The following is a 26,999-nucleotide window of genomic DNA, read 5'->3' as shown; positions in this document are numbered from 1 at the left end:
CATCGTGCGGTTCACACCCCGACGGAAAAACGGATGATGAGAGCTCGGGCAGGGCGGAAGGCGGGAGCCGTCGCGGTGCTGGCGCTGGCGATGATCGCGAGCGGCTGCGCCGTCGGAACGGGCGGCGCCTCAGGCGGCGACGTGAAGTACTCGCGGGATGAGGCGCTGCACGGCGACCTGACGATCATGGGGTTCTCCGGCGTCGACGAGATCGCGACGACGCCAAGAAGGGCCTCGGCGGCGTGACCGTCAAGGCCGCGGAAGGCGACTTCGATCTTCAGCAGTTCCTCTCGGCGGTCGCGGCAGGGAAGCCGCCGTCCCTCATCTACGTGAGCCGCAACCAGGTCGGATCCCTCGCGGCGCGCCGTGCGATCCTCCCGCTGGACGCGTGCGTCGACGGGGAGAAGATCCCGAAGGACGACTTCATCCCCTCCGCCCTCGCGCAGGTCACCCTCGACGGGCACGTGTACGGGATCCCCGAGTTCGACTCGGTGCAGATCGTGATGGCCAACCGCTCCCTGCTCGACAAGGCGGGCAAGAAGCTCTCCGACGTGAACGGCAGCGACTGGGAGGCCATGAGCAAGGCGGCCACGGCGCTCACCGCGCACGCGGGATCCGGGCTCTCCGTCATCGGCGTCGACACCAAACTGCCCGAGTTCCTGCCGCTGTGGGCGAAGGCCAATGGGGCGGACCTGATCTCGGCCGACGGCCGGAAGGCGCAGCTCGACGATCCGAAGGTGGTCGAAGCCCTCACCTGGGCGGCCTCGATCTACAAGGACGAGGGCGGGTTCGGCGCGGTCAAGGCGTTCCGCGACTCGGCCGACTTCTTCGGCGCAGGCAACCAGTTCGCGACCGGCACGCTCGGTGCCATGCCGATGGAGCAGTGGTACGTGAACGTGCTCAACGAGGTCTCGCCGAACGCGCCGATGGCCTTCGACACGGTGCACGCGCGCAAGGGCGGCCCGATCGCCTTCGCCTCCGGATCCGCCTGGGCCATTCCCGCCAAGAGCGCGAACCCGCAGGCCGCGTGCCGGTTCGCCCGCATCATGACCTCGACGCAGGCGTGGATGGATGCGGCGAAGGCGCGCGCGGACGCCCGGACGAAGGGCGGCAAGGCCTTCACCGGCGTGCTGACCGGCAACCGTGCCGCCGACGAGAAGATCAAGCCGATGACCGAGGGGGCGGGCGAGCCCTGGGCGTCCGCGATCTCCGCGATGTACACGGCGGACCAGCACACCTTCTCGCTCCCGGCGAATCCGGCGGACGCGGAGTTCACGGCGGCGATGAACGACGCCGTCAACGCCGTGCTGAACGGCCAGAAGTCGCCGAAGGAAGCGCTCGCCGCGGCCCAGAAGCAGGCGCAGCAGGCGCTCGACAAGGGCTGGGCGGCGCTGGAGAAGAAGAAGTGACCACCGGTGCCGCCGCGCTCGTCGCGGCCGCGCCGCGGTCCGCGCGACGCCGCACGCCCCGCGAGAGCCGTGGGCGTCGCGGCCGCGGCCGGCGCCGCGACACCGCTGCGGCGTTCCTGTTCCTGTCCCCGTGGCTCGTCGGCTTCTGCGTGTTCACCGCCTGGCCGCTGCTGTACAGCGTGGTGCTCTCGTTCACCGACTACGACGTCATCCAGGACCCGTCGTTCGTCGGCGGGGAGAACTACGCGCAGCTCGTGGCGGATCCGAAGGTGCTCACCTCGCTGGGCAACACGTTCGTCTACACGGCGCTCATGGTGCCGCTGCACGTCCTCGCCGCGCTCGCTCTGGCGCTGCTGCTGAACCGCGCGGGCCGGACCGCGGGCTTCTTCCGCACCGCGTTCTTCCTGCCGAAGATGACGCCGCCGGTCGCCGTCGGCGTGCTCTTCCTGCTGCTGTTCAACGGGCAGAAGGGCGTCATCAACGGGGTGCTGTCCTGGTTCGGGATCCAGGGACCCGCGTGGACGACGGATCCGGCATGGGTCAAGCCGGGCCTGGTGCTGATGAGCCTGTGGAGCGTGGCGGCGTCGGTCGTCATCCTGCTCGCCGCGCTGCAGGCGGTGCCGCAGGAGGTGCTCGACGCCGCGGCCGTCGACGGCGCCGGATTCTGGCGCCGCACGTTCGGGGTGGTCGTGCCGATGATCAGCCCGGCGCTGTTCTTCGTCATCGTGGTCAGCACGATCGCGGGCCTGCAGACGTTCGACGAGGCCTACGCCGCGTTCTTCGGCGCAGGCAACACCACCTACGGCAACGACGCGGCGCTGTTCTACGTCATCTACCTCTTCCAGCAGGCGTTCCAGTTCCTGCACATGGGATACGCCTCCGCCATGGCCTGGCTGCTGTTCGTGCTCATCATGGCCGTCACCGCCGTGCAGGTCGTGCTGTCGCGCCGCCTGGTGCACTACGAAGGGCGCGAGTCATGGTGAGCACGACAGCGGCACCCCGGGTGGGGCCGGCGACCCCGTCGGAGCCCGCCGCCACGAGCCTGGCGCCGCGGGCGCGACGGCCGCGCCTGCGCCGCCTCGTCGGGCGCGTCCTCACGCTGACCGCGCTCACCGCGCTCGCGGTCGTCTTCATCTACCCGTTCCTCTGGCTGATCAGCGCCTCGCTGAAACCGCGCGGCGATGTGTTCGACAACCGGCTCATCCCGCGCACGCTCACGCTGGACAACTACGTGCGGGTCTGGCAGGAGGCGCCGGTCGGGCTGTGGCTGCTCAACACGGTGATCGTGACGGTGCTCGCCGCGACGACCGTGACGCTGAGCAGCGCGATGGTCGCCTGGGCCTTCGCCTACTACCGGTTCCCCGGGCGGAACCTGCTGTTCGGCCTGGTCCTGGCGACCATGATGCTGCCGGGCGCAGTCACGATGATCCCGACCTTCCTCATCTGGAACGCCGTGGGGGCCGTCGGCACCCTGGTGCCGCTGTGGGCGCAGAACCTCTTCGGCAGCGCGTTCTACATCTTCCTGCTGCGGCAGTTCCTGCTCGGGATCCCGCGCGACTACTTCGATGCCGCGCGCGTGGACGGCGCCGGCCACCTCACCGTGTTCTGGCGCATCGTGCTGCCGCTGGCGCGTCCGGCCCTCGCGGTCACCGCCGTCTTCGAGGTGCAGGCGGCGTGGACCGACCTCATGCGCGGGCTCATCTACCTGCGCGATTCCTCGACGTACACGATCCCGCGGGGGCTGAAAGCCCTGATCGACGCGTTCGGATTCGGCGGAGAATGGCACTGGGAGATCATCGTGACCGCCAGCGTCATCACCACCGTGCCGCTGCTCGTCCTCTTCGCCATGGCACAGCGGCAGATCGTGCAGGGGCTCAGCGCGGGCGGTCTGAAGGGCTAGCAGGAAGGATCCGACATGAGCATGAACAACCTCGACGACGAGCGGCCGGCCGATCCGGATGCGGATCTCCGTCCCGCCGACGAGCGCGAAGCCTTCGTCGACGACGAGCGCCGGGACGGGCTGCCGGATCAGGATCCGGCCGACGTGCCGCCGCTCGACGAGTCGGAGTCGCCCGACGACCTCTGAGTGGAGGTCTTGCCGCGGAGCACGTGCTCGGGCTTGAGCGCGATGCCCCCGGAGGTGTTCGCAGAGGCGGCGAGATCGCGGATCAGCGTCGCGTCCAGCTCCGGCCCGACGGGCTCGTCGAAGACGAAGCGGAGCGGGATCGACGGGTGCAGCCAGATCGTGGTGCGCCCCCTCGGCTCGCCTTCGCCGTGCTGGAAGGAGAGGGTGAAGCTCTCGTTCCGGCGCAGCTTCGTGGCGATCACGATCTTGAGGTGCGCCAGCACGCCGTCCTCGATGTGGATCGGCGTCTCCGCGCCGCCGTAGTAGATGACTCCCATCACGACCTCCTGTCGGGCTGCGGTTCTCGTTCCCCATCTGGGGTTCTCATCTTCTGACGCGATCTGCGTCTCCCGCGCGCGAATAGCACGCGGGTGGATGGGCCGCCGAGGGGCTGTCGGGTCGACGGCGGCCGGACCAAGATAGAAGGCGGGGATCGCGGCCGATGCGTGGGTGAGTGAGGAGACAGAGAACGACAATGGGCAGATTCAGTTATGAGGGGCAGACGCACGTCGATCTCGACGATCGGGCACTCGCACATCTGCAGATGGTCGTCGCCAACAAGCTCCGCCGGGGCGAGCCGTTCTACTTCACGTGGAAGGACGACCCCAGCATCGGCCACGGCCGCACCTCGGTGTGGGTGCACCCCGGCTGCAACATGGTGTTCACGTACCACGGAGGCCGCCGCCCGCCGCTCAACCGGGTCTGGATCGAGGCGCTCAGCCAGCTCGCGAACACACCCGCGGGACTGCGACTGATCCCCGAGCCCGCCCAGGTCGACGAGATGCAGTTCGACGACAGCGGCCACGTCCAGTGACCCGCGGGTCCCGGGGCGGTCAGTCCGGCGGCTCCGCCGTTCCGGCCGTCCCGGTGCCCGAGGTGCCGGTTCCCACGGCGCCCGTCGCGTCCGTTCCGCCTTCGCCCGCTTCTCCGTCGTCGGAGGAGCGTTCGGGCTTCGGGGCGGTCGTCGCCGGCTCGGCGGGCTCGGCATAGGGGTCGTCGCCCTCGGTGGCGTACGGATCGTCCGTGCCGCCCTGGCCCCCGCGCCGCGCATCGCCCGCAGGTTGCCGCGCCGCATCGTCCTGGCGCGGATCCTCCCGGGGCTCGACGTCCTCCTCGACGCGTTCGCGGTCCGCCTCCTCATCGGGGCGATCCGGCTTCTCCGGCCGCGCGTGGTGCACGTTCGGGGGCAGCAGCCCCTCGTCGTAGATCTCGCTCATGATCGGTCCTCCCTCGTGTCGTCCGTCTCGACCCGCTCGCACCAGGATCCGTGATCGCCGACATCACCGCGAGGACCTTGACAACGGGGCGCGCTCCGTCACGGCCGTCTCGTGCCCGTGCTTCGAACGCCAGACGTGCGCATGCGCCGGCAGCACCCAGATGAGGATCCCCGCGATCAGTGCGATGACGCCGGCGACGAGGGCGGCGACGCCGCCGAGCACCACGTCGAAGATGAACACCGCCACGCCGATGGCGAGCAGCGTGACCAGCAGCAGCAGGGCGATGAGGATCCGCGAGCACGTCGCGACGAGCCGTCGGTCGGGGTCGCGTTCCGACCGTTTGCGATGCTGCACGACCGGGAGCAGCCCCAGCAGGGTCGCGACGCAGGCGAGCACCACGAGCACGAGGTAGATCGCCCTGGCGTGCCCGGGGAGCTTCGTGAACATCTGCTGGAACGCGACGGAGAGCAGGAATCCGGAGATGATCTGGGTGCCGGTCTGGGTGACCCGCAGCTCCTGCAGGATCTGCTCCCAGCGCCGCGAGACGTCCTCCTGAGACGCTCCCGCCAGTGCGGTGACACGCGGGCGGATCATGATCCGGTCACCAGTGCGTAGATGCCGAACGCGCCCGCGATGCACATGATGACCGCGGTCGCCCAGCCGAGGATGTGTGCGAGAGGCCCGTTGCGGTGCTCGCCCATGAGCCGTCGGCTGCCGGTGACGAGCATCAGCACGATCACGAACGGCCCCGCCGCGATGGCGTTGATGACGGCGGCGACCACGAGCAGGCTGATCGGATCCACGCCGATGAGCGCCAGCACGATGGCCGCGACGAGGCTCACCAGCAGGAGCGCGTAGAACGTCTTCGCCTTGTGCGGGGGCCGGTCCAGGCTCCACGGCTTGTCCAGGAGTGCGGCGAACCCCGCCGACCCGGAGGCGGCGAGCACCGGCACGGCGAGCATTCCGGATCCGATGAACCCGAGCGCGAACAGGATCGAGGCGTAGTCGCCGGCGATGGGCTGCAGCGCCTTGGCGGCCTCCGCCGCCGAGGTCACCGTCTTGTGATGCGCTCCCAGCGTGGCCGCCGAGCCGACGATGATCGCGAACATGATCGCCACCGAGAACAGCATGCCCGTGATGACGTCGAGCCGGCCGAGGAGCAGCATGCGACGCGCCTTGGCGGGCGGCCGCTCGTCGAGGCGGGGCGGATCGTCGCCCTTGGCGCCCTTGCGCAGCATCTCCTCGCGTTCCTCGGTCTGCCAGAAGAACATGTAAGGGCTGATCGTGGTGCCCAGCACCGCCGCGACGAGGGCGAGATACCCCGTGTCCCAGCGGAACCCGACGCCGAGCAGGCCCGCGCCGACGTCTCCCCAGTCGACATGCGCCACCGCGAGCACGGCCACGTACGCGAAGAGCACGAGGCAGAGCCACTTGAAGATCCGGGCGATCCATTCGAACGACCCGCGCACCACGACGATGCCGATCACGATGCCCAGGATGAGCGACCACAGCGGTGCGGGCCCGGCGTGCAGCAGCTGCATGCCCTGGCCGATCGCGACGAGGTCCGCGGCAGCGTTCACGGTGTTCGAGACCAGCAGCGCGGCCACCAGCACGGCGACCCAGGTGCGCGTGCCGCGACGGAAGCGCTTGCGGATGAGGGCTCCGAACGAGTCGCCCGTCGCGAGCGTCATCCGCTCGCATGCCTCCTGCACCACGATCATCAGCGGCAGGGTGAGCGGCACGGTCCACAGCAGCGCCGAACCGTACTTCGCGCCGGCCTGTGCGTATGTCGCGATGCCCGAGGGGTCGTCATCGGCCGCGCCCGTGACGACGCCCGGTCCGAGGCTGCGCAGCACACCGGAGATCCGTCCCGGCTTCCGGCTGGCGTCGTCGGCGTTCCGGTCGTTGTCGTCGCCGCGGCCGGTGTCGGCGTCGTCCGGTCGGTCCGCGGGCGGGCGCTCTGTCGCAGTGGGGTCTTCCATGGCGTCAGGCTGGCCCGCGACGCCGCGCTCCACCAGCGTCTTGACGCACGCCGCGCGACGTGGCAAAGGGGCGGCCCGGTTTGTCAACCCCGTCGCAGCCCCGAGCGGGCCTCCGTAGCGTGGCGAGCCCACGAGAGGAAGGAGATCGGCATGCCCCGTCAACCGGAGCTCAAGGACCCCGAGCTCTACGAGAAGCTGCGCGACGAGGGGAACTCGAAGCAGAAGGCGGCCCGCATCTCGAACGCGGCCGCCAAGGAGGGCCGCGGCACCGTCGGACGGCGCGGCGGCGAGTCCGGCTCGTACGACGAGTGGACCGTCGAGGAGCTGAAGCATCGCGCCAAGGAGCTCGGCCTGCACGGCTACTCCGACAAGCGGAAGCAGGAGCTCATCCACCTGCTGCGCGATCACTGAGCACGTCGGGCCGGATCCGCGGATCCGGCCCGAGAGAACGAGAACGCGAGAAGGAGAATCAGCATGACCACCGCTCAGGACATCATGACGCCCGCGCCGCAGTGCGTCCGTCACGACCAGACCCTCGTCGACGCCGCCCGGATGATGGCGACCATGGATGTGGGTTCGCTGCCGATCTGCGGCCCCGAGGGCAAGCTCGTCGGCATGCTCACCGACCGCGACATCGTGGTCCGGTGCCTCGCGGCCGGAGACGATCCGAGCGCCGTCACGGCCGGGGAGCTCGCCGAGGGCAAGCCGACCTACGTCGCCGCGGACGCCGACATCGGCGAGGTGCTCCGGGTCATGCAGGAGCAGCAGATCCGCCGGGTCCCCGTCATCGAGGACCACGAGCTCGTCGGCATCATCAGCCAGGGCGACATCTCGCTGAGCGCCGCGCCGTCGGCGACCGGGGAGACCGTCGCCCAGATCTCGCAGTGATGCGAGCGCCGGTAGCGGTTCGCCGGAACGCGACCGGGCGGATCCGTCAGGTCGCGTTCCAGAGGTCGCGGTAGTAGGCGAGGCGCTCGGGGTCCGGCTCCACGCCGTACGCCTCGATGAGCAGGTCCTCGTACCCGGGGCCGTAGTTCCAGCCCGTGCTCATCGCGGCGACGGCGATGTCGGCCCAGCGGTCGGCCACGCCGAGCGCGGCGAGGTCGACGTGCGCGACGGGGCGGCCCTCGTCGTCGAGCAGGGTGTTCGGGGCGCATGCGTCGCCGTGGCAGACCACGAGGCGGTCGATCGGGGGTGCGTCGTGCAGCCGCGTGGGGACGACGACGCCGCGCCGCGCCGCGTTCTCGAGCCGGTCCGCCACGTGCCAGCTCCAGGGGCACTCCGCGACGGGCAGGGCGTCGTGCAGCCCGCGCAGTGCCGCGCCGAGCGTGCGCACCGCGATCTCGGGGCGGGCGACCCAGTGCGGATCCACGGCGGAGCGCGCCGGCAGCGCCGCCGTGACGAGGTACTCCTCGTCGGCGGTCTCGCCGTGGTCGAGCACCTCCGGGACGGCCGTCCATGCCGCCGCCCAGCGCATCCGCTCCGCCTCGGCGGCCATCGAGGCCTCGAGGTTGCGCGGACCCCACTTGATGACACGTCCGTCGTCGGTGCGGAAGGTGAGACCGCCGATCGCGTTCTCCCACACCGGGGTGAGCGCGGCGGATCCCGCCAGGCTCCTCACCCGGTCGGGCACGGGCAGCGAGCCGGCGGGGATGGTCATGGGTCCATCCTGCCGTGCTCCCGGCTCGGGCCGTGCTGCCGTTGCGCAGCGTCAGCCGTCGAGCGCGCCGCGCAGCGCCTGCTCGAGCACGACGGCGTGATTGTGCACGGGGTCGTGCGCGGCATACACCAGGGTGACGACCGGGTGCGGACGCAGGGCGTCCGCGAGCGCGGCGAGTGCCGGGGCTGACTCGTGCGCGAGCTCGTCGCGGTAGCGATCCGCGTACGCCTGCCACTCGGTCGCCGGGGCGTGGTGCCACTCCGTGCGCAGCTGCGGCGACGGCGCCGTGTCCTTGGCCCAGAGGTCGATCTCCGCGCGCTCCTTGGAGATCCCGCGCGGCCACAGGCGGTCCACCAGCACTCGGAAGCCGTCGTCCGCGGCCGCGGGGTCGTAGGCTCGTTTGCGACGCAGATCCATGTGCTCATCAAACACCCGATTCACCGTCCGCGCGAGCGCGGATCGTGCCGGAGTGAGACCCAGACTCACGTAAGCTGAGACTCAGTTGCAGGTTCGAAGGAGAACAGACATGCAGATCCAGGGATCCGGAGCGCTCGTCACGGGCGGTGCCTCGGGACTCGGCCTCGCCACCGCGCGCCGCCTCGCGGCTGCCGGGTCGACCGTGACGATCGTCGATCTGGCGAGCTCGCCGGGCGCCGAGGTCGCGGCGGAACTCGGCGGGGTGTTTGCGCCGGCAGACGTCACGAGCGTCGAGGAGGTGGCCGCGGCCGTCGCCGCGGCACAGGCCGCCGCACCGCTGCGGATCGTCGTCAACTGCGCGGGCATCGCGCCGCCCGCGAAGGTGCTGGACCGCGACGGCAAGCCCGCCGACGTGGCGGCGTTCGAGCGGATCATCCGGATCAACCTCATCGGCACGTTCACCGTGATCGCCCAGGCCTCCGCGGTCATCGCGAAGAACGATCCGACCGAGAGCGGCGACCGGGGCGTCATCGTGAACACCGCGAGCGTCGCCGCGTTCGACGGCCAGATCGGCCAGCCCGCGTACTCGGCGTCGAAGGGCGGCGTGCACGCGATGACGCTGCCGATCGCCCGCGAGCTCGCTCGCCACGCGATCCGCGTGTGCACGATCGCCCCCGGCATCATGGAGACCCCGATGCTCGCCGGGCTGCCGCAGGCCGCGCAGGACTCCCTGGGCGAGCAGGTGCCCTACCCGGCCCGGCTCGGCCGCCCCGACGAGTACGCGTCGCTCGTGCAGCAGATCGTCGAGAACGGCTACCTCAACGGAGAGACGATCCGCCTCGACGGCGCGATCCGGATGGCGCCGAAGTAAGCCGTTCCTCTCGTTCAGGTCGCAGAATCTGCTGTTCCCGCCGCGGATTGGAGCAGAAAGTGCGACCTGAACGGAGGCGGGGGAGCCGCCGGCGCTGAGACGAACACCACGAATCCGAGGAAGACATGACCGAGAACAAGCCCCTCGCGGGCAAGACCATCCTGATGTCCGGCGGCAGCCGCGGCATCGGCCTCGCGATCGCCCTGCGCGCCGCTGCCGACGGCGCCAACATCGCGCTGCTCGCGAAGACGGACGCCCCGCACCCCAAGCTCGAGGGCACCGTGCACTCCGCGGCGGAGCAGATCCGGGCCGCCGGCGGCAAGGCGCTCCCGATCGTCGGCGACGTGCGCGACGACGAGAGCGTCATCGACGCGGTCCTGAAGACGCAGGGCGAGTTCGGCGGCATCGACATCGTCGTCAACAACGCCAGCGTGATCGACCTGTCCGGATCCCTCGATCTCGCCGCGAAGAAGTACGACCTCATGCAGGACGTCAACGTCCGAGGCACGTTCATGCTCTCGCGGGCGGCGGTGCCCGTGCTCAAGGAGGCGCCGAACCCGCACATCCTGTCGCTGTCCCCGCCGCTGAACATCACGCCCCGCTGGCTCGGCGCGCACACCGGCTACACGCTCGCGAAGTACGGCATGACGATGGCGACGCTCGGGCTCGCGGCGGAGTTCGCGACCGATGGCATCGCCGCGAACACCCTGTGGCCGCGCACCACGATCGCCACGGCCGCGGTGCAGTTCGCGCTCGGCGGGGACCGCATGATGAAGGTCAGCCGCACGCCGGAGATCTACGCCGACGCCGCCTACGCCGTGCTCACCAAGCCCGCGCGCGAGTACACCGGGCAGACGCTCATCGTGGAGGATGTGCTCGAGGCCGACGGCGTCACCGACTTCTCGGGCTACGCGGCCGTGCCCGGCACGCCGGACGATCAGCTGTTCCCGGACATCTTCCTGGACTGAGGACCCGGCGGGCCCGGTCCCTGAGCCTGTCGAAGGGCCGGACCCGCGCGTCCCGGGCGCTTCGACAGGCTCAGCGTCCGGCCGCTCGCTCAGGAACCGAGACGGGCTCCGGCCTTGTCGATCTCGGCGACGATCGCGCGGTAGCCGCGGGCGGCGGCGAGGTCGCGCGGCAGCACGCCGTCGCCGTCGCGGATGGTGACGTCGGCGCCGCCCGCGACGAGCGTGCGCACGATGTCGACGTAGGTCTGCGAGCCGTCGCCGAGCACGATCGCCTCGTGCAGGGCGGTCCAGTGCAGGTTGTTGATGTGGTTCGGATCCACGCCCGCGGCGAGCAGGATCTGCACGGTGCTGAGGTGCCCGCGCTCGGAGGCGGGGATGAGCGCGGTGCCGCCGTAGCGGTTCGTGCTGCGCAGGTCGGCGCCGTGGGCGAGCGTCGCCCGCAGGATCTCGTCGTGCCCGCGCGCTCCCGCGTAGAGGTAGGCGGAGTCGACGATGTCGTCCTTGGCGTTGACGTCGGCGCCGGCGTCGATGAGCGCGAGGGCGGCATCGATCCGGTTGCCCTTGGTGGCGGCGATGAGCGGGGTCATCCCGCCCGCGCCGCGCGACTCGAGGTCGGCGCCCTCGGCGACGGCGGCGCGCACGGCGGAGGCGTCGCCTTCGGACGCGGCGGCGAACAGGCGGGAGTTCAGTGCGGTCATCTCGGCCTCGGTTCTCGGCGCGGTGGGGGAGGGGGTCGCGATCGCGGGCGGCGTGCTGGTGACGGTCGGAGTGGCCGCGGGTGCCGTGGAGCTGCACCCGGCGAGCAGCAGCGCGGCCGCGGCCAGCGCCGCCACGCCGGTGGCGCGCGTCCGGATCGGCAAGGGGAAGATCATGGAAAATGGTATACCACGATGGGTCCGGGAATCCGCTGAGCGGGAGGATCCGTAGAATCGAGCGGATCCGGCGAGGATGCCGAACGCGACCCGACGAAGGAACCCGCATGCTCAACGGCGACGTCTCGCACTGGTGGCACCAGCTCGGCGCTCCGAGACCGCGCCCGGAACTGCCCGGAAATCTCACGGCCGACGTGGCGATCGTCGGCGCCGGCTACACCGGGCTGTGGACGGCGTACTACCTGAAGCAGGCGCAGCCCGCGCTGCGGATCGCGATCATCGAGCAGCGGCACGCCGGCTACGGCGCGTCCGGCCGCAACGGCGGCTGACTCACGAACTCCGTCACCGGCGGCCGCGAGCAGTACGAGCGGACGCACGGACGCGACGCCGCCGAACGGCTCCAGCGCGCGCTCAACGACACCGTCGATGAGGTGATCCGCGTCGCCGCGGAGGAGGGCGTCGACGCCGACATCGCCAAGGGCGGCGAGTTCACCGTAGCCCGGACGCCGGCTCAGGAGGCGCGGCTGCGGGCGTTCGCCGCCGCCGAGCAATCCTGGCGATACACCGACGTCGCTCTGCTCGAGGCGGCGGAGGCCACGGCGAAGATCGATGTGCGCGGCACCAGGGCCGCGGTGTGGCATCCGCACGCCGCCCGGATCCAGCCCGCGAAGCTCGCCGCAGGGCTCGCCGACGTCGTGGAACGGCTCGGCGTGGAGATCTACGAGCGCACCACCGTGCACGAGATCGCGCCGTACCGGCTGCACACGGATCACGGCACCGTCACGGCGGACCACATCGTGCGCGCCACGGAGGGCTTCACGGCGAACCTGAAGGGGCTGCACCGCCTCTGGCTGCCGATGAACTCGTCGCTCATCGCGACCGAGCCGCTGCCGGCCGCCGTGTGGGACGAGCTGCACTGGAGCGAGGGCGAGGTGCTCGGCGACTTCGCGCACGTGTACATGTACGCCCAGCGCACCGCGGATGACCGGATCGCGATCGGCGGCCGGGGGAAGCCGTACCGCTACGGATCCCGCACCGACACCGACGGACAGACGCCGGCGTCCACGGTGCGGACGCTCGAGGGCATCCTGCATCGGTTCTTCCCCGCGACCGCGGGTGCTGAGATCGCGCACGCCTGGTCGGGCGTGCTCGGCGTTCCCCGCGACTGGGCGGCCACCGTCGGGCTGGACCGGCGCACTGGCATCGCCTGGGGCGGCGGATACGTGGGCACCGGCGTGACCGCGACGAACCTCGCCGGTCGCACGATCACCGACCTCATCCTGGAGCGCGACACCGAGCTCGTGAGCCTGCCGTGGGTGAACCACCGGGTGCGCCGCTGGGAGCCCGAGCCGCTGCGCTGGATCGCGACGACGGGACTGTATGCCGCGTACGGCATGGCGGCTCGGGCCGAGGCCGCCGGGAGGGCGAAGACGTCGCCGATCGCCCGCGTCGCCGACGTGATCACCGGGCGGCACTGATGCGCGGAGCTGCTCGCTCGGAGAGTGAGACGGATCCCCTCCGGTCGCGGGCGCCGGTGGGATCCCGGGTCAGCGCCAGGAGTCGACGGCGTCCTTCGCGTCCTTGAGGCCGAGACCGGTCGCCTGGCGCAGCGCCTTGATCGCGAGGATCTTCTGACCCGCCGCGACCAGCCGGTCGATCTCGGCGCGTTCGGCGGGGGAGAGGTGCGTGAGCGCGTCCGCGGCGGGCATGCCGTCCGCGTACGAAGGCGCTCCCGCGGGCCGGGACGTGGAGCCGACGAGCGACACCGGCACAGCCTCCGCCGTACCGGACGCCGACGGCACCCATGCGTCGATCTGGTCCTTGGCCTCGCGCAGGGACAGGCCGGAGTGCTCGCGCAGCACCTTGATCGCCGAGATCTTCTGCTCGTTCGCGACCAGCGCGTCGATCTCGGCGATGACGGCCGGGCTCAGCGGATCCGCGGGGATCGGGGCCGGGCGCCGAGGCGGCTGGACCGCGGCGGAGGCCGGTGACAGGGGGGCGAAGGCCGTGTCGAGGGGCTCCGGCGCCTTCGGACGGATCGCGCGCAGGGTCGTCACGATCACAACGACCAGGACGACGATCACCGCGGCCAGGAGGATCCAGATCCACAGCTCCATGCCGCCAGCGTACGGCGTCGTCGCGCGCAGGTTCGCGGGCAAGGCGCCCAGGACCTTCGCAACCGCGAGGCTCTACCCTGGAAGACATGTCCGACACTCCTGCGTCCGTGCGCTCCGGCGCGCCCTCGAAGCGCGCCCAGGTGCGCCCCGCCACCGAAGGATGGACGCAGAAGAAGGACGCCGAGGGGCGCCCGCTGCTGCAGTTCGCCAGCCCGCGCCGCGGCAAGCCACCGGTGCACCTCGCCGACCTCACGCCCGCCGAGCGCATCGAGAAGGTGAAGGAGCTGGGTCTGCCGGGCTTCCGCGCCAAGCAGCTCGCCACGCACTACTTCACGCACTACACGTCGGATCCGGCGCAGATGACCGATCTGCCGGCCGGCCAGCGCGACGAGCTCGTCGCGGGCATGCTGCCGCCGCTGCTCACCGAGGTGCGCCGGCTCGAGACCGACCGCGGAGACACGATCAAGTTCCTCTGGCGGCTGCACGACGGCGCCCTCGTCGAGTCGGTGCTCATGCGCTACCCCGGCCGCATCACCTTGTGCGTGTCCAGCCAGGCCGGCTGCGGCATGAACTGCCCGTTCTGCGCGACCGGGCAGGCCGGCCTCACTCGCAACATGTCGACCGCCGAGATCGTCGAGCAGATCGTGCGCGCCAACCGCCTCATCGCCGAGGGCGGACTCGGCGGCAAGAAGGCGGGCGACCACTCGATGGAGCGCGTGAGCAACATCGTGTTCATGGGGATGGGCGAGCCGCTCGCGAACTACAAGCGGGTGATGGATGCGGTGCGCGTCATGATCGCCCCGCAGCCCGACGGTCTCGGGATGAGCGCTCGCGGCATCACCGTCTCGACGGTCGGCCTGGTGCCGGCGATCAACAAGCTCGCCGACGAGGACATCCCGGTCACGTTCGCGCTGTCGCTGCACGCGCCGGACGATCAACTCCGCGACGAGCTGATCCCGGTGAACTCGCGGTGGAAGGTCGACGAGGCGCTGGACGCCGCCCGCGGCTACTTCGAGAAGACCGGACGCCGCGTCTCGATCGAGTACGCGCTGATCAAGGACATGAACGACCACGCCTGGCGTGCCGACCTGCTCGCTGAGAAGCTCAACGCCCGCGGTCGCGGCTGGGTGCACGTGAATCCGATCCCACTGAACCCGACCCCCGGATCCATCTGGACCGCGTCGGAGAAGCACGTGCAGGACGAGTTCGTCCGGCGCCTCAACGACGCCGGGATCCCGACCACCCTGCGCGACACCCGGGGCAAGGAGATCGACGGCGCCTGCGGCCAGCTGGTCGCCACGACCGAGGACGAGGCCGCGGCAGCCGCGATGGCCTGAGTCGCGCCTGTCGGCTGCTGAGCGGGCGCCCCGTCCCGTCGCATCCTCTCTGCCTGCCGCCGAGCCCGCCGGTCCCGCCCCGGGCCCCTGGTCCCGCCCCTTCGGCACCTCCGCCGAAACCCCCGCAGAGCGCCCGAACCCCCACGCACATACGTCGCCGCGGCGGGGTTTGGGCAGCGCGTGGGGGTTTCGGCGGACGCGGCGTCGGCTCGGCGGATGCGGCGTCAGCTCGGCGGATGCGGCGTCAGCTCGGCGGATGCGGCGTCAGCTCGGCGGACGAGGCTCTCAGTCGTGCGGGGTGCGCAGGAGGCGCAGCCGGCCGGATCCCTCGATCAGCTCGGCCCAGGAGTCCACATCGACGGCGCATTCGGCGACCGCGCAGGTCGGGAACTCGACGTACGAGCCGGTGAGCTCGGCGACCGCGTGGGTCATGCCCGGGTTGTGACCCACGAGCATCGCGATCCCGATCTCGTCGGGCAGGCCGCTCGCGACCTGCAGGATCGTCGAGGCCGTCGCCCCGTAGAGCTCCGGCTCCTGGATCACCGAGAGCCCGAAAGCCACCGCATACGCCTCCGCCGTGCGGCGCGCCCGGACGGCGGTGCTCGATACGACCCGCTGCACCGCGACCCCCTCGTCGCGCAGGCGCCGGGCCATCGCGGGGGCGTCCTGGAGGCCGCGCGCATTCAGCGGCCGTTCGTGGTCGCGCAGGCCCACGGCGTCCCAGTCGGACTTGGCGTGGCGGGCCAGGAGCAGCGTCTTCATGGTCACCAGAGTGCCACCGGGGCGGCTCCGGCGCACCCTGTTCCGGGCGTCGTCACGGTCGCCCGCCGAGCAGCTGCGGGCGGACCTCCTCCAGCCGCGCCTGCAGTGCCTGGAGGAACGCGGCGATCGCGGGCTGGTTCAGCGCCTCGGGGCGCGCGATGAGCCAGTACGGCAGCCGCTCGTCGATCCGCTCGGGCAGCACGCGCACCAGGTCGTCGTGCTGATCGGCGAGGAAGGCGGGCAGCAGACCGTATCCGGCGCCGCCCCTGGTCGCGTCGACGTGCACGTACACATTGGTGCTCGCGACCGAGTCGACCATCCCCGGCACCGCCCGGCGCGCGTCGTCGAGGGAGTCGACGTGCAGCATCGACTCGATGAAGTAGACGAGCGGCTGCCCGGCCAGCTCCTCGGGATCCCGCGGGGCGGGATTCCGCTCCAGCCAGTCGCGGCTGGCGTACAGCCCCAGCGCGTAGTCGGCCAGGTGGATGGCGCGAGCGCGGCGCACCTGCGGCCGCCCCACCACGACCTCCAGGTCGGCGCCTGTGCGCTGCTGCGACGCCTGCCGGGTGGACGTGATGACCTCCAGCGACACGTCGGGGTGGATGCGGCGCAGCGCCGCCATCGCGGGGGCCGCCACGAATCCGCTGAAGCCGTCGGTCGCGGAGAGCCGGATCAGCCCGCCGATGCGGCCTCCGTCGCGGTCGTCCAGGCGACCGAGCGCGCGCTCCACGCCCTCGGCGGCCGCGAGCGCGCGCGACCCGAGCGGGGTGAGCTCCCAGCCCGCGCCCTCGCGGGAGAGCACGCGCCCGCCGAGCTGCGTCTCGAGTGCCGCGATGCGCCGGGCGACGGTCGTGTGGTTCAGTCCGAGCTGCTGACCTGCGGTGGTGAACCGGCCGCTGCGGGCCACGGCGAGGAGCACGAGCAGGTCGTCGGCGCTGAGCGGCGGTGCGGGGAAGTGCGTGTCCATATGTGCAGTTTTGCATAACCGGATCCCTTCCTCGCGTGCGCTTGCGTGAAGTACCGTGCTGAGCATGGCGGAACAGCGAGGCCCCGGCAACAGCACGGATCTGGCGGGGCGCACCGCGCTCGTCACGGGAGGCGGAAGCGGGATCGGGGCTGCGTGCGCGCGGGCGCTGGCGCGCAGCGGCGCGCACGTCGTCGTGATCGACCGGGATGCCGACGCGGCCGCTGCCCTTGCCGCCGAGATCGACGGGGAGGCTCTCGCGCTGGACCTCGGCGACCTGGACGCCCTGGCCGTGCGCAGCTTCGACGCCGACATCCTCGTGAACAACGCGGGGATCCAGACCGTCGCGCCGATCGTCGACTTCGACCCGGCGACGTTCCGGCGCATGCTCGACATCATGGTGACCGCGCCGTTCCTGCTGACCCGCGCCGTCCTGCCGGGCATGTACGAGCGAGGCTGGGGGAGGATCGTCAACATCAGCTCGGTGCACGGCCTGCGCGCGAGCGAGTACAAGTCCGCCTACGTGACCGCCAAGCACGCGCTGGAGGGGCTCTCCAAGGTCACCGCGCTCGAGGCCGGCCCGCACGGAGTGACGAGCAACTGCCTCAACCCCGGGTACGTGAACACCCCGCTCGTGCAGAAGCAGATCGCCGACCAGGCGCGCACCCACGGCATCCCCGAGTCGGAGGTCATCGAGAAGGTCATGCTCGCCGAGTCGGCGATCAAGCGCCTGCTCGAGCCGGGGGAGGTGGCGGATCTCGCCCTCTGGCTGTGCGGGCCCATGGCCGCATCCGTCACGGGGGCGTCGTACACGATGGACGGCGGGTGGAGCGCGCGCTGAGGCATAGCCCGCCCTACGGATCCGCTGGGCTCCCGTCCAGGGTTCGCCCACCGGTTCCCCAGGCGGTTTTTCGTACTGTGGAGGGATGTCCTACTCCGCTCATCGACCCGGTCGCATGGATTCCCAGGGCCGGATCGCCTTCGACGTCGACGGACAGACCGACCTCGAGAACCCCGCCGACCCGACGGCGGAGGATCCGTTCATCTTCGTGCGCGACTACACGCCGACCGGCTCCGAGCGGGCCGAGGCAGACGTCGCGACGACTCCGATCGAGCCTGTCGCGCCGGCCCGCCCGCCCGAGCCGCAGGCCGTGGCGGAGCGCGCTGCGGTCGTCGCGGATCCCGCTCCGGCGGTCGCGGCGCCCGTCGCCGCCCCGAAGCCCGTGAAGCCCCCGAAGCAGCCTCGGCCGCCGCGGCCGCAGGGCTGGTTCTGGCGCCGGCTCGCGATCCTCGGCGGCGCCGACGGCGCGATCCTCGACCGCGTGCCGAGCGAGCAGCCGCGCTTCGTGCAGATGTTCTTCGTGCTGGCGGGCACCGCCCTCGTCTCGGCGCTGTCGATGCTGTTCGCGCTCACGACCGGTGTACAGGTGCTGGTGTGGATCGCGGTCCCGCTCGCCGTGGTGTGGGCGCTGCTGATCTTCAACCTCGACCGCTTTCTCACCTCCACCATGCGCTCCACGCGGAGCGTGTGGCGGCTGCTCGGGCTCGCGATCCCGCGTGTGCTGATGGCGGCCATCATCGGATTCGTCGTGGCCGAGCCGATCGTGCTGCAGGCGTTCCACAACGACATCGCCCGCGAGGTCACCGCGACCAATCTGGTGCAGGCGCAGAGCGACCAGAAGGCCGTCACCAGCGGCCCCGAGAAGAAGGCGCTGGATGCCGCATCCCAGCGCCTCGCCGATCTGCAGAACCAGGCCTCCACGGGAATCGTCAAGGGCACGTCGAGCGACTCCGCCTCGCAGAAGGCCGCGCAGGACACGGTCGCCAAGATCACCGCGCAGATGGCCGATCAGCAGAAGGTCATCGACCAGGCTCGCGCGCTCTACCAGTGCGAGCTCACCGGCCAGGGCGCCGGCACCGTCCCCGGATGCACGGGCGTGCAGGGCAACGGCGCCAGCTCCGACGCCGCCAAGTCCCAGCTCGACCAGGCGCAGCAGACCTACGACGCGCTCGCCGCGCAGCTGCGCCAGGCGAACACCGACCTCGAGTCGGCCGACGCGTCGTCCAAGTCGGCCACCTCGGCCTCGGAGGCGCAGAACCGTCAGCAGGCGAAGGACCAGCTCCCCGCCGCCGAGCAGGCGTACAAGACGGCGCTCGACGCGTACAACGCCCGCGCGGCGGAGGTCGCCGGGACGAACGCCGGCGCCGTGGGCCTGCTCAGCCAGATCTCCGCGCTGGACCGCCTCTCCGCGAAGGAGCCGGTGCTCGGCTTCGCGCACTGGCTCATCGCCGCGCTGTTCTTCATGATCGAGCTGCTGCCGGTCATCGTGAAGGTGCTCACCAGCTGGGGCGACCCGTCGCTGTACGAGAAGGCCGAGGCGATCGCGAAGCAGGTCGAACTCGACCGCGTGACGTCGAAGGGCTACCGCGACCGCGCCGCGATCATCGCCGAAGAGGCGAAGGACCGCGCCTTCGCCGACGCGCACGAGGCCGAGGTCACGGCTGCGTCGGCGGATCCGGCTCCTGCGCCGGTCCCGGACGCCGACGTGGCGGCGTCGCCTGCGGCAGCCCACGACGGCACCCCCTCGCATGTCGCCACGCCGCCGCGCGTCGCCACCGCGCCCTCCTGGCCGGTGCCCGCGCATCCCGGCGCCGCCGCGGCGCATCCCGCTCCGGCATCCGCGCACCCGAGCGCGCCCGCCGGCCGCACCGCCCCTGCGGAAGCCGCCCAGGCCTGATCCTGTGAGCGGATCCGACCCGGCCGTGACCGGACACACCTAGCATGGAGCCATGGTCAACTATCGATACCTGGGCAACAGCGGTCTGAAGGTCTCCGAGATCACCTACGGCAACTGGGTCACGCACGGCTCGCAGGTCGATGACGGCGCGGCGATCAAGACCGTGCACGCCGCACTCGACGCCGGCATCACCACGTTCGACACCGCCGACACCTACGCGAACACCGCCGCGGAGGTCGTACTCGGCAAGGCGCTCGAGGGGCAGCGCCGGGAGAGCCTCGAGATCTTCACCAAGGTCTACTTCCCGACCGGCCCCAAGGGGCCCAACGACACCGGCCTCAGCCGCAAGCACATCCTCGAGTCGATCAACGGATCCCTGAAGCGTCTCGGCACCGACTACGTCGACCTCTACCAGGCGCACCGGTTCGACTACGAGACACCGCTCGAGGAGACGTTCCAGGCGTTCGCCGACGTGGTGCGACAGGGCAAGGCGCTCTACATCGGCGTCTCCGAGTGGACCGCGGAGCAGCTGCGCGAGGGGCACGCCCTGGCCAAGCAGCTCGGCGTGCAGCTCATCTCGAACCAGCCGCAGTACTCGATGCTGCACCGCGTGATCGAGGGCAAGGTCGTCCCCGCCTCCGAGGAGCTCGGGATCTCGCAGATCGTCTGGTCGCCGATGGCGCAGGGCGTGCTGAGCGGCAAGTACCTGCCCGGCCAGCCCGTCCCCGAGGGCTCCCGCGCCACGGATCCGCACTCCGGCGCGCACTTCATCCAGCGCCTCCTGCAGGACGACATCCTCACCGCGGTGCAGCGGCTCAAGCCCATCGCCGCACAGGCCGGGCTCACGATGCCGCAGCTCGCGATCGCATGGGTGCTGCAGAACAAGAACGTGGCCGCGGCGCTCGTGGGCGCCTCGCGCCCGGAGCAGCTCGCCGACACGGTCAAGGCGTCGGGCGTGGTGCTCGATGCGGACACCCTCGCCGCGATCGACGAGGCGCTCGCGGGCGTCGTGAACGACGACCCCGCCGACACGTACGACGTGTCGCCCAAGGAGCGCCTGGTCTGAGGGCACGCCGCCCTTCGTCTCGTCGCTGCGCTCCTCGCTCAGGGACCGGTTGGTCGGTTCCTGAGCGAGCGCAGCGAGACGAAGGACGCCCCTCAGCCGACGGTGATGTCGACCTGGAGGTCGTGCGCGATCCGCTCCAGGGCGCTGCGCAGCGCCTCGGGATCCGCGTCAGCCGGCACCCGGGCGACGATCGACGCCTCGAACAGGCGGCCCCCGGCCATCGCGGCGTCCCGGGTCTCCGTGGTCATGCTCTCGATGCTCAACGCGCTCGCGTTCAGCACCGACGAGATCTCGCGCACGATGCCCGGCTGGTCGTTGCCGAGCACGCGGATCGACAGCTCCTGCGGGGTGTGCGTCGGCTCGGAGCCGGATCCGGGATGCACCGCGATCGTCAGCAGTCCTTCGAGGCCGCTGAGCGACGCGCGCAGCTCCTCGACGCGGTCGATCGGCACCGACACCTGGATCACGCCCGCGAACGTGCCTGCAAGCTCCGCCAGCCGGCTGTTCTCCCAGTTGCCGCCGTGCTCGTCGACGATGTGGGCGACGGTCGCGACGAGGCCGGGGCGGTCGGATCCGACGACGGTGAGGATGAGCGTGGTCATGCCGCCAGCGTAGCGAGCGGGATCCGCGCGGTCACGCCCGGATCCCCGATCGCCGCGGCCCCGTCGCTCGCGCCCAGTGAGGGGGCGCCTCGGGAGGGCGGACTCAGTCCTCGGCCCACTCGCCGGTGGCGAGGAAGCGCTCCATCCGCTCCCGGTGCGGAGCGAGGTCCCAGCCGCGGCCGGCGACCCACTCATCGGAGTAGTACGTGCCGAGGTAGCGCGCGCCGCCGTCGCAGATGAGGGTGACCACGCTGCCGCGCTCGCCGTCGCGCAGCATCCGGGCGATCAGCTGGAAGGCGCCGACGAGGTTGGTGCCGGTGGATCCGCCCGCCCAGTGCAGGGTGCGCTGCTTGAGCAGCCGGATCGCAGCGATGGATGCGGCGTCGGGCACCGGGATCATCTCGTCGATCACCCCGATGACGAACGACGGCTCCACACGCGGGCGCCCGATGCCCTCGATGCGGCTCGGGGTCCCGGTGGTGTGCGTGCGGTCGTCGTCGCGCCAGCCGCCGTAGAAGGCCGAGCCCTCCGGATCCACGACGGCGATGCGGGTGGGGTGGCGGCGGTAGCGCACGTACCGTCCGAGCGTGGCGCTCGTTCCGCCGGTGCCGGCGCCGACGACGATCCAGCTCGGGATGGGATGACGCTCGCGCGAGAGCTGGCTGAAGACGCTCTCGGCGATGTTGTTGTTGCCGCGCCAGTCGGTCGCGCGCTCCGCGAACGTGAACTGGTCCAGGTAGTGCCCGTTGCACTCCGAGGCCAGGCGCTCCGCCTCCGCGTACATGTCCTCGGCCCTGTCCACGAAATGACAGCGTCCGCCGTAGAACTCGATGAGGTCGATCTTCTCCTGGCTCGTCGTGCGGGGCACGACGGTCACGAACGGCAGGCCGAGCATCCGCGCGAAGTAGGCCTCGGACACGGCGGTCGAGCCGCTGGACGCCTCCACCAGGGTGGTGTCCTCGCGGATGCAGCCGTTGACGAGCCCGTACAGGATCAGCGAACGGGCCAGGCGGTGCTTGAGGGATCCCGTGGGGTGCACGGACTCGTCCTTGAGATAGAGGTCGATGCCCCACTCCGCCGGCAGCGGGAAGACGTGCAGATGCGTGTCGGCGCTGCGGTTCGCATCCGCCTCGAGCAGGGCGATGGCGGATCCGGTCCAGTCGGAGGTCATGTCTCGAGCGTAGCCGGACGGGGATCGGCGCCGTTCGGGACCGGCGCCCCGCGCGCGGCTACTGCTCGGGGCCCTCGTTGTAGCGCTCCAGGAGGGCGGCGAATCCGGCGATCTCCTCGGCGGTCCAGTCGCGCATCCGCGCGGCGGTGACGGCGCGGATCTCGGCGGCACGGTCGGTCAGGAGCTGCTCGCCGGCGGGGGAGAGCCGCAGCGGCTGACCGCGCCGGACTTCGCCTCCGTCGTCGGCGGCGTCCGCGATCAGTCCCGCCGTGCTCAGCGCGCCGATCTGGCGGGAGACCGTGGAGCGGTTGAAGCCGAAATGCTCCGCGATGTCGATCGCCCGCGTGCCGGGGTGCTCCGCGATGAACCGCAGCAGGGACTGGTCGACGGGTGACACCGCGTCCTCCCGGCGCACCCGCGCGGAGCCCCGTCGGGCGATGGTCGTCAGCGCGGTGTGCACGCGCTCGATGGCGGGGATGCGTCCGGCGGGCGGAGGGATGCGGGACATGGATCCACTGTAGGCGCCTGTGTTGCAGCATGCAACGGTGTAGACGTATGATGCATAATGCAACGAAACAGAGAAGAGGTCCGGTGACCGCCGTTCAGCACTCCCCCCAGCCGTCCCTGCGTGCGATGGGAGCGGGTCGCCCCCGCCCCGCGGCGCGGATCCCCTCCGCCGCGACCTGGCGTGCGATCGGCGCGCACCTGATGATTCCGCTGTTCCTCGCACTGGGGATGGCGTTCGCCTACCTCGGCGCCTTCCACGCGCCGTCGCCGAGCCACGTTCCGGTGGCCGTCGTCGGCGAGGGCCCGCAGACCGCGGTGTTCGCGCAGGCCATGAACGACGAGGCGGACGGCCGGCTGGCCGTGCGCACCGTCGCCGATGCGGCGCAGGCGAAGCGGCTGATCCTGGACCAGAAGATCGTGGCCGCGTACGCGGTCGACGGGGCGAACGCGACGCTCTACGTGTCGAAGGCGGCCTCCGAGGCGGGCGCGTCCGTCGCGCAGACGGTCTTCCTGCCGATCGCGTACCAGCAGCACCTGCCCGTGAACATCGTCGACGTCCGTCCCGGCACACCTCAGGACCCCGGTGGGCAGACCCTGTTCTTCCTGCTCGTGGCGCTCAGCGTGGGCGCATACGCGAGCGCGGTCGCGATCGCGGCGGCGACGGCGCGGCTCGCCGTGGGCTGGCGGCTCGGCATCGGGGCCGTCGTCGCGATGGCGATCTCCGCGATCGGCGTCCTCATCGCCGGCGCGGTGTATCACGCCCTGAACGGCAACGAATGGAACATCTGGCTGCTCGGCGGGCTCTACGTCTTCGGAATCGTCTCGATCGGCATCGGACTGCATCCGTTCCTCGGCAAGTGGACGACGCCGGCGCTGACCCTGCTGTTCGTGATGCTGAACTTCACGAGCTCGGGCGGTGTCTATCCGGCCTCGCTCGCCCCCGGCTTCTTCGCGGCGCTGAACAGCTTCTGGAACGGCGCAGCCTGGCTCGACGCCGCCCGCGGTCTCACCTACTTCCCGCAGCAGAGCATCGGCTTCGACGCCCTCCGACTGGCGCTGTGGGCCGTCGCCGGCGTGGCCCTGGTCGTGGTCGCGGCGCTCGCCGAGCGCTCGCGCCGCGCCGTCGCCGATGCGTCCCGGGATGCGCAGAGCGCGGAGACGGACCTCCTCGTCGCGGGCTGACGCGGATCAGGCGCCCGGGGGCAGGCTCACCAGACGTGCCTGCGAGTGCTCCTCGCCGAGCGAGAACTCGAAGCGCGACCGGTCGCCGCGGTGGTGTGCAATGAAGAACTCGATCGGACGGTCGTCGGCGCCGCGGCTCACACTGCGCAGCCGCAGCAGCGCGGATCCGGCGCTGACGCCGAGGAGCAGGGCCTGATCGTGCGTCGCGACGGTCGCTTCGGCCGACCGTACGCCATGGGTCGCACGGATGCCGTGCTGCTCGAGCAGCCCGTACAGCGAGATGTCGCCGAGGTCGGCACCGAGGGTGACCCGGCCGACCTCCTCCGGCATCCAGGTCGTCGACAGCGACCACGGCTCGCCGTCGACGAGGCGCAGGCGCTCCAGCAGGACGACCGGGCTGCCGACGGGGACGGCGAGCGCGTCCGCGACCTCCTCATCCGCGGAGACGACCTCATGGCGGCGCACATCGCTGTGCACATGTCCACCGCGGCGTGCGACGTCGTCGTACAGGCCGATGAGCGTGTGTACGAGCGATTCGCTGGTGCGAGGGGGCGCGACGAACGTGCCCTTGCCCTTCACCCGTTCCACGATCCCCTCGTGCTCGAGCTGCGCCAGAGCCTGGCGCACGACGGTGCGCGAGATCCCGTACTGCTCGCACAGTCGGTGCTCGCCGGGCAGCGGGTCGCCAGGCTGCAGCCCGTCTTGCGCGATGCCGTCGATGATCAGTCGGCGCAGCTGGTCGTACATCGGAGCCGCAGAGCGGCGGTCGATCGCGTCGTCGAGTGCCGCGGACATCAGTACGCCACCCCGGCGTGCAGGATGACGTTGGCGTAGGGCGTGAACTCGCCCGAGCGCACGAACGCCCTGGCGGACGCCGTGCGCCTCTTGAACTCGCCGTGCGGGACGAGCTCGATCTCGAAGCCCTGCCCGGCGAACCGCTCGCGGAGGGCGGCCAGGATCTCGGGGCTCGCGTCGGCGACCTCGGCGGAGACGGTCGCGCCTTCGACGACGAGCTCGCCCAGCACGGTGTCGAGCACGTCGAGGAACGCGGGCGCCCCGGGGCGGTAGGCGAGGTCGATCCGTTCGGATCCCGGAGGGATCGGCAGGCCGGCGTCGGTCACGACGATGAGGTCGGTGTGGCCTGTCTCGCTGATCACGCGGGACAGGGCGGGATTGATCGTGGTGGCGGTCTTTCGCATGGCGGATCCTTCTCGGACGGCTCAGGAGACGGCGGCGCGGAGTGCGCGGCTCTCGGGGTGTTCGGCGCGGAGCGCGTCGACCTCGGCGCGGGAGGGGATGCTCGGCGACGCGCCCTGGCGGGTGACGGCGAGGGCTCCGGCTGCCGCGGCGATGCCCGTGGCCTCCGCGAGGCTCCGGCCCTCCGCGAGCGCCGCGCCGAGGTAGCCGGCATAGGCGTCGCCCGCCGCCGTCGTGTCCACGGCCTCGACCGGGATAGGCTCGACGAGCGCGGATCCCTCGGGCGTGACCACGACGGATCCGCGCTCCGCGAGAGTGATCACGGCTGCGCCGACGCCCTGGTCGAGGAACCAGCGTCCGGCCTGTTCGGCCGAGGCCGGGTCGGTCACCGCGATGCCGGACAGCAGGCTCGCCTCGGTCTCGTTCGGGGTGACGATGTCGACGTTGCGCCACACTTCGGCGTCCAGCGGAGCGGCCGGGGCGGGGTCCAGCACGACGGTCATGCCGAGCTCCCGGCCTCGCGCGGCGATGTGCCTGGTGAGCGCCGACGGGGTCTCGAGCTGGGTGAGCAGCACCGAGGTGCACGGGGCGAGTGCCTCGAGCGCGGCGTCGACCTGTGCCTCGTCGAGGAAGTCGTTGGCGAGCGGGACCATCACGATGTCGTTCTGCGCCGAGGCGTCCACGCGGATGTGGGCGATGCCTGTGGGGCCGGGAACCGTGCGCAGGTGCGCCAGGTCGACGCCTGCGGCGGAGAGCCCGTCCACGATCAGGTCGTGGAAGAGGTCGTCGCCGACGCAGCCGACGAAGCTCGTGCGCGCTCCGGCGAGGCCGGCGGCGACCGCCTGATTGGCGCCCTTCCCGCCGAGCAGCAGCGTGAACTGCTCGCCGAGGATGGTCTCGCCGCGCGCGGGGAGCCGCTGCGAGAAGGTCGTGACGTCCGCCGTCACGCTGCCGACGATGACGACGCCGGAGCGATCCTGGGTCTCGGCCATGGGCACGTGTCCTCCGATCGGACGAGGGAGTGCGCTCCGTCGCCTTTGACGTGGACGGAGCCCTGTCATTACATTATCCGCATCGCGACCTGTAACGACAGGTCGCCGGAGGGAGATCCCGCTCATGTCCGCTCACGCCGTGGGAGCCCCGCGCCTGTATGTCGACAGCGCCGACACGGGGCGCGTCGGCGCCCTGCTGCGCTCCGGCCTGGTGCACGGGGTGACCACCAACCCGACGATCCTCGAAAGACACGGTCACCGTGTCGCCGACCTGCCGGAGCTGTACCGGCGCTGGGTGGAGGAGGGCGCCCGCGAGGTGTTCTTCCAGGCCTGGGGAGAGGACGCCGCCGAACTGCGTGCCTGTGCCGAGCAGATCGCCGGGCTGGGGGAGCGCGTCGCCGTCAAGATCCCCGCCACGCCGGAGGGCTTCGCGGCCGCCGCGGCGGTCGTCGCCGGCGGCACGCCCGTGCTGCTGACCGCGGTCTACTCGGTCGCGCAGGCGCTCGCCGCGGCGAGCATCGGCGTCGCCTACATCGCGCCCTACCTGGGAAGGATGCGGGACGCGGGGATGGATGCGGATGCGATGATCCCCGCCATGCAGGCCGTGTGCGCGGGAGCGGGCACCGACGTGCTGCTGGCCAGCCTGCGCACACCCGCCGATGTCGTCGCGATGCGCCTCGCCGGCATCCGCCTGTTCACCGCCGCGCCCGACGTACTCGATCAGATGCTGCAGCACGAGGTGAGCGCGTCGTCGGCCGTGGAGTTCGAGGCGGCGATGCGGCGCATCGGAGGCTGAGCGGCTCCGTCTGCGGGCTGCGGGGTCAGACTGCACGGCCGGCTCGG

General features: G+C 71.3%; 32 protein-coding genes and 1 pseudogene. 17 read left to right on the top strand and 16 right to left on the bottom strand.

Annotation, left to right across the window (positions count from 1 at the left end; translation table 11 throughout):
* The first annotated feature begins 33 nt into the window (after positions 1-33).
* The 5 genes from ACYQ1L_RS17475 to ACYQ1L_RS17455 are packed head-to-tail and all read left to right on the top strand — an operon-like array spanning position 34 to position 3,495.
* Positions 34-246, top strand: a complete 213-nt coding sequence (locus tag ACYQ1L_RS17475) for a hypothetical protein (RefSeq protein WP_460005286.1) — start codon at positions 34-36, stop codon at positions 244-246.
* Positions 243-1,409 (top strand): ABC transporter substrate-binding protein, encoded by a 1,167-nt coding sequence (locus ACYQ1L_RS17470; protein ID WP_460005285.1) that lies wholly within the window; start codon positions 243-245, stop codon positions 1,407-1,409. The genes ACYQ1L_RS17475 and ACYQ1L_RS17470 overlap by 4 nt, the downstream gene beginning before the upstream one ends.
* Positions 1,406-2,392 (top strand): carbohydrate ABC transporter permease, encoded by a 987-nt coding sequence (locus ACYQ1L_RS17465; protein ID WP_460005284.1) that lies wholly within the window; start codon positions 1,406-1,408, stop codon positions 2,390-2,392. The genes ACYQ1L_RS17470 and ACYQ1L_RS17465 overlap by 4 nt, the downstream gene beginning before the upstream one ends.
* Positions 2,386-3,309, top strand: coding sequence for a carbohydrate ABC transporter permease (locus ACYQ1L_RS17460; RefSeq protein WP_460005283.1), 924 nt, complete (start codon positions 2,386-2,388; stop codon positions 3,307-3,309). The genes ACYQ1L_RS17465 and ACYQ1L_RS17460 overlap by 7 nt, the downstream gene beginning before the upstream one ends.
* A gap of 15 nt (positions 3,310-3,324) precedes the next feature.
* Positions 3,325-3,495, top strand: a complete 171-nt coding sequence (locus ACYQ1L_RS17455) for a hypothetical protein (protein ID WP_159574626.1) — start codon at positions 3,325-3,327, stop codon at positions 3,493-3,495.
* Here the strand turns inward: ACYQ1L_RS17455 and ACYQ1L_RS17450 are convergent.
* Entirely contained in the window at positions 3,438-3,812 is a 375-nt protein-coding gene (locus ACYQ1L_RS17450) for a DUF7882 family protein (RefSeq protein ID WP_460005282.1), read from the bottom strand. The two genes, ACYQ1L_RS17455 and ACYQ1L_RS17450, sit on opposite strands and share 58 nt — an antisense overlap.
* A gap of 197 nt (positions 3,813-4,009) precedes the next feature.
* On the opposite strand from ACYQ1L_RS17450, the gene ACYQ1L_RS17445 reads away from it, so the two are divergent.
* A complete protein-coding gene (locus ACYQ1L_RS17445; protein WP_460005281.1) occupies positions 4,010-4,348 on the top strand; it encodes a DUF7882 family protein in 339 nt (112 codons plus the stop codon).
* A 19-nt stretch (positions 4,349-4,367) separates the two neighbouring features.
* Here the strand turns inward: ACYQ1L_RS17445 and ACYQ1L_RS17440 are convergent, their stop codons facing one another.
* The 3 genes from ACYQ1L_RS17440 to ACYQ1L_RS17430 form a co-directional block, all read right to left on the bottom strand.
* Entirely contained in the window at positions 4,368-4,751 is a 384-nt protein-coding gene (locus ACYQ1L_RS17440; protein ID WP_460005280.1) for a hypothetical protein, read from the bottom strand.
* 63 nt (positions 4,752-4,814) lie between these two features.
* Positions 4,815-5,345, bottom strand: a complete 531-nt coding sequence (locus ACYQ1L_RS17435) for a DUF6328 family protein (protein WP_460005279.1) — start codon at positions 5,343-5,345, stop codon at positions 4,815-4,817.
* Complete coding sequence (locus ACYQ1L_RS17430) at positions 5,342-6,733, bottom strand: Nramp family divalent metal transporter (RefSeq protein WP_460005278.1); 1,392 nt, start codon at positions 6,731-6,733, stop codon at positions 5,342-5,344. The genes ACYQ1L_RS17435 and ACYQ1L_RS17430 overlap by 4 nt, the downstream gene beginning before the upstream one ends.
* A 150-nt stretch (positions 6,734-6,883) precedes the next feature.
* On the opposite strand from ACYQ1L_RS17430, the gene ACYQ1L_RS17425 reads away from it, so the two are divergent.
* Together ACYQ1L_RS17425 and ACYQ1L_RS17420 are read left to right on the top strand one after the other, a co-directional pair.
* On the top strand, positions 6,884-7,144 hold the full coding sequence (locus ACYQ1L_RS17425) for a DUF7218 family protein (protein WP_460005277.1): 261 nt from the start codon (positions 6,884-6,886) through the stop codon (positions 7,142-7,144).
* 63 nt (positions 7,145-7,207) lie between these two features.
* Positions 7,208-7,621: a CBS domain-containing protein gene (locus tag ACYQ1L_RS17420; RefSeq protein WP_460005276.1), complete on the top strand. Its 414-nt coding sequence runs from the start codon at positions 7,208-7,210 to the stop codon at positions 7,619-7,621.
* Between the two features lie 46 nt (positions 7,622-7,667).
* Here the strand turns inward: ACYQ1L_RS17420 and ACYQ1L_RS17415 are convergent, their stop codons facing one another.
* Both ACYQ1L_RS17415 and ACYQ1L_RS17410 read right to left on the bottom strand, forming a co-directional pair.
* Positions 7,668-8,393 (bottom strand): phosphotransferase, encoded by a 726-nt coding sequence (locus ACYQ1L_RS17415; protein ID WP_460005275.1) that lies wholly within the window; start codon positions 8,391-8,393, stop codon positions 7,668-7,670.
* Between the two features lie 51 nt (positions 8,394-8,444).
* Positions 8,445-8,810, bottom strand: coding sequence for a DUF488 domain-containing protein (locus ACYQ1L_RS17410; protein ID WP_460005274.1), 366 nt, complete (start codon positions 8,808-8,810; stop codon positions 8,445-8,447).
* A gap of 109 nt (positions 8,811-8,919) precedes the next feature.
* On the opposite strand from ACYQ1L_RS17410, the gene ACYQ1L_RS17405 reads away from it, so the two are divergent.
* Together ACYQ1L_RS17405 and ACYQ1L_RS17400 are read left to right on the top strand one after the other, a co-directional pair.
* Positions 8,920-9,681: an SDR family NAD(P)-dependent oxidoreductase gene (locus tag ACYQ1L_RS17405; RefSeq protein WP_460005273.1), complete on the top strand. Its 762-nt coding sequence runs from the start codon at positions 8,920-8,922 to the stop codon at positions 9,679-9,681.
* A 125-nt stretch (positions 9,682-9,806) separates the two neighbouring features.
* Positions 9,807-10,649, top strand: a complete 843-nt coding sequence (locus tag ACYQ1L_RS17400) for an SDR family oxidoreductase (RefSeq protein WP_460005272.1) — start codon at positions 9,807-9,809, stop codon at positions 10,647-10,649.
* A gap of 89 nt (positions 10,650-10,738) precedes the next feature.
* Here the strand turns inward: ACYQ1L_RS17400 and ACYQ1L_RS17395 are convergent, their stop codons facing one another.
* On the bottom strand, positions 10,739-11,521 hold the full coding sequence (locus tag ACYQ1L_RS17395) for an ankyrin repeat domain-containing protein (protein ID WP_460005271.1): 783 nt from the start codon (positions 11,519-11,521) through the stop codon (positions 10,739-10,741).
* A 107-nt stretch (positions 11,522-11,628) separates the two neighbouring features.
* Here ACYQ1L_RS17395 and ACYQ1L_RS17390 point away from each other — a divergent pair.
* Positions 11,629-12,999: pseudogene (locus tag ACYQ1L_RS17390) on the top strand (NAD(P)/FAD-dependent oxidoreductase).
* Between the two features lie 69 nt (positions 13,000-13,068).
* Here the strand turns inward: ACYQ1L_RS17390 and ACYQ1L_RS17385 are convergent.
* A complete protein-coding gene (locus ACYQ1L_RS17385) occupies positions 13,069-13,638 on the bottom strand; it encodes a ribosomal protein L7/L12 (RefSeq protein WP_460005270.1) in 570 nt (189 codons plus the stop codon).
* Positions 13,639-13,724: 86 nt separating this feature from the next.
* Here ACYQ1L_RS17385 and rlmN point away from each other — a divergent pair, with 86 nt between their 5' ends.
* Positions 13,725-14,975 (top strand): dual-specificity RNA methyltransferase RlmN, encoded by a 1,251-nt coding sequence (gene rlmN / locus ACYQ1L_RS17380; protein ID WP_460005269.1) that lies wholly within the window; start codon positions 13,725-13,727, stop codon positions 14,973-14,975.
* A gap of 285 nt (positions 14,976-15,260) precedes the next feature.
* Here rlmN and ACYQ1L_RS17375 read toward each other — a convergent pair whose 3' ends face one another.
* Positions 15,261-15,737, bottom strand: coding sequence for a SixA phosphatase family protein (locus ACYQ1L_RS17375; RefSeq protein ID WP_460005268.1), 477 nt, complete (start codon positions 15,735-15,737; stop codon positions 15,261-15,263).
* A 52-nt stretch (positions 15,738-15,789) separates the two neighbouring features.
* On the bottom strand, positions 15,790-16,704 hold the full coding sequence (locus tag ACYQ1L_RS17370) for a LysR family transcriptional regulator (RefSeq protein WP_460005267.1): 915 nt from the start codon (positions 16,702-16,704) through the stop codon (positions 15,790-15,792).
* A 64-nt stretch (positions 16,705-16,768) separates the two neighbouring features.
* On the opposite strand from ACYQ1L_RS17370, the gene ACYQ1L_RS17365 reads away from it, so the two are divergent.
* From ACYQ1L_RS17365 to ACYQ1L_RS17355, 3 genes are all read left to right on the top strand, one after another.
* Positions 16,769-17,542 (top strand): 3-hydroxybutyrate dehydrogenase, encoded by a 774-nt coding sequence (locus ACYQ1L_RS17365; protein WP_460005266.1) that lies wholly within the window; start codon positions 16,769-16,771, stop codon positions 17,540-17,542.
* A gap of 85 nt (positions 17,543-17,627) precedes the next feature.
* On the top strand, positions 17,628-19,439 hold the full coding sequence (locus ACYQ1L_RS17360) for a DUF4407 domain-containing protein (protein WP_460005265.1): 1,812 nt from the start codon (positions 17,628-17,630) through the stop codon (positions 19,437-19,439).
* A gap of 52 nt (positions 19,440-19,491) precedes the next feature.
* The gene (locus ACYQ1L_RS17355) at positions 19,492-20,505 is read left to right on the top strand and encodes an aldo/keto reductase family protein (protein WP_460005264.1); all 1,014 of its coding nucleotides are present in this window, start codon (positions 19,492-19,494) and stop codon (positions 20,503-20,505) included.
* A 92-nt stretch (positions 20,506-20,597) separates the two neighbouring features.
* On the opposite strand, the gene ACYQ1L_RS17350 is transcribed toward ACYQ1L_RS17355, so the two are convergent.
* The 3 genes from ACYQ1L_RS17350 to ACYQ1L_RS17340 all read right to left on the bottom strand — a co-directional run bounded on the left by ACYQ1L_RS17350 (position 20,598) and on the right by ACYQ1L_RS17340 (position 22,786).
* Complete coding sequence (locus ACYQ1L_RS17350; protein ID WP_460005263.1) at positions 20,598-21,107, bottom strand: glycine cleavage system transcriptional repressor; 510 nt, start codon at positions 21,105-21,107, stop codon at positions 20,598-20,600.
* 103 nt (positions 21,108-21,210) lie between these two features.
* Positions 21,211-22,278, bottom strand: coding sequence for an L-cysteine desulfhydrase Cds1 (gene cds1 / locus ACYQ1L_RS17345; protein WP_460005262.1), 1,068 nt, complete (start codon positions 22,276-22,278; stop codon positions 21,211-21,213).
* Positions 22,279-22,336: 58 nt separating this feature from the next.
* Positions 22,337-22,786, bottom strand: a complete 450-nt coding sequence (locus ACYQ1L_RS17340; protein ID WP_460005261.1) for a MarR family winged helix-turn-helix transcriptional regulator — start codon at positions 22,784-22,786, stop codon at positions 22,337-22,339.
* Positions 22,787-22,869: 83 nt separating this feature from the next.
* On the opposite strand from ACYQ1L_RS17340, the gene ACYQ1L_RS17335 reads away from it, so the two are divergent.
* Positions 22,870-23,967 (top strand): hypothetical protein, encoded by a 1,098-nt coding sequence (locus tag ACYQ1L_RS17335; RefSeq protein WP_460005260.1) that lies wholly within the window; start codon positions 22,870-22,872, stop codon positions 23,965-23,967.
* A gap of 6 nt (positions 23,968-23,973) precedes the next feature.
* Here the strand turns inward: ACYQ1L_RS17335 and ACYQ1L_RS17330 are convergent, their stop codons facing one another.
* The 3 genes from ACYQ1L_RS17330 to ACYQ1L_RS17320 are packed head-to-tail and all read right to left on the bottom strand — an operon-like array spanning position 23,974 to position 26,156.
* Positions 23,974-24,762, bottom strand: coding sequence for a GntR family transcriptional regulator (locus ACYQ1L_RS17330; RefSeq protein WP_460005259.1), 789 nt, complete (start codon positions 24,760-24,762; stop codon positions 23,974-23,976).
* Positions 24,762-25,166, bottom strand: coding sequence for a D-ribose pyranase (rbsD, locus tag ACYQ1L_RS17325; RefSeq protein ID WP_460005258.1), 405 nt, complete (start codon positions 25,164-25,166; stop codon positions 24,762-24,764). The genes ACYQ1L_RS17330 and rbsD overlap by 1 nt, the downstream gene beginning before the upstream one ends.
* A 21-nt stretch (positions 25,167-25,187) precedes the next feature.
* Positions 25,188-26,156, bottom strand: coding sequence for a ribokinase (locus ACYQ1L_RS17320; RefSeq protein ID WP_460005257.1), 969 nt, complete (start codon positions 26,154-26,156; stop codon positions 25,188-25,190).
* Positions 26,157-26,280: 124 nt separating this feature from the next.
* Between ACYQ1L_RS17320 and ACYQ1L_RS17315 the strand changes: the two genes are divergently transcribed.
* On the top strand, positions 26,281-26,952 hold the full coding sequence (locus ACYQ1L_RS17315; RefSeq protein WP_460005256.1) for a transaldolase family protein: 672 nt from the start codon (positions 26,281-26,283) through the stop codon (positions 26,950-26,952).
* The last annotated feature ends 47 nt before the right edge of the window (positions 26,953-26,999 follow it).

This window comes from Microbacterium xylanilyticum (genome assembly GCF_054654695.1).
The sequence above is the reverse complement of the archived record's forward strand: the minus strand, read 5'-3'. Positions and strand labels throughout refer to the sequence as shown.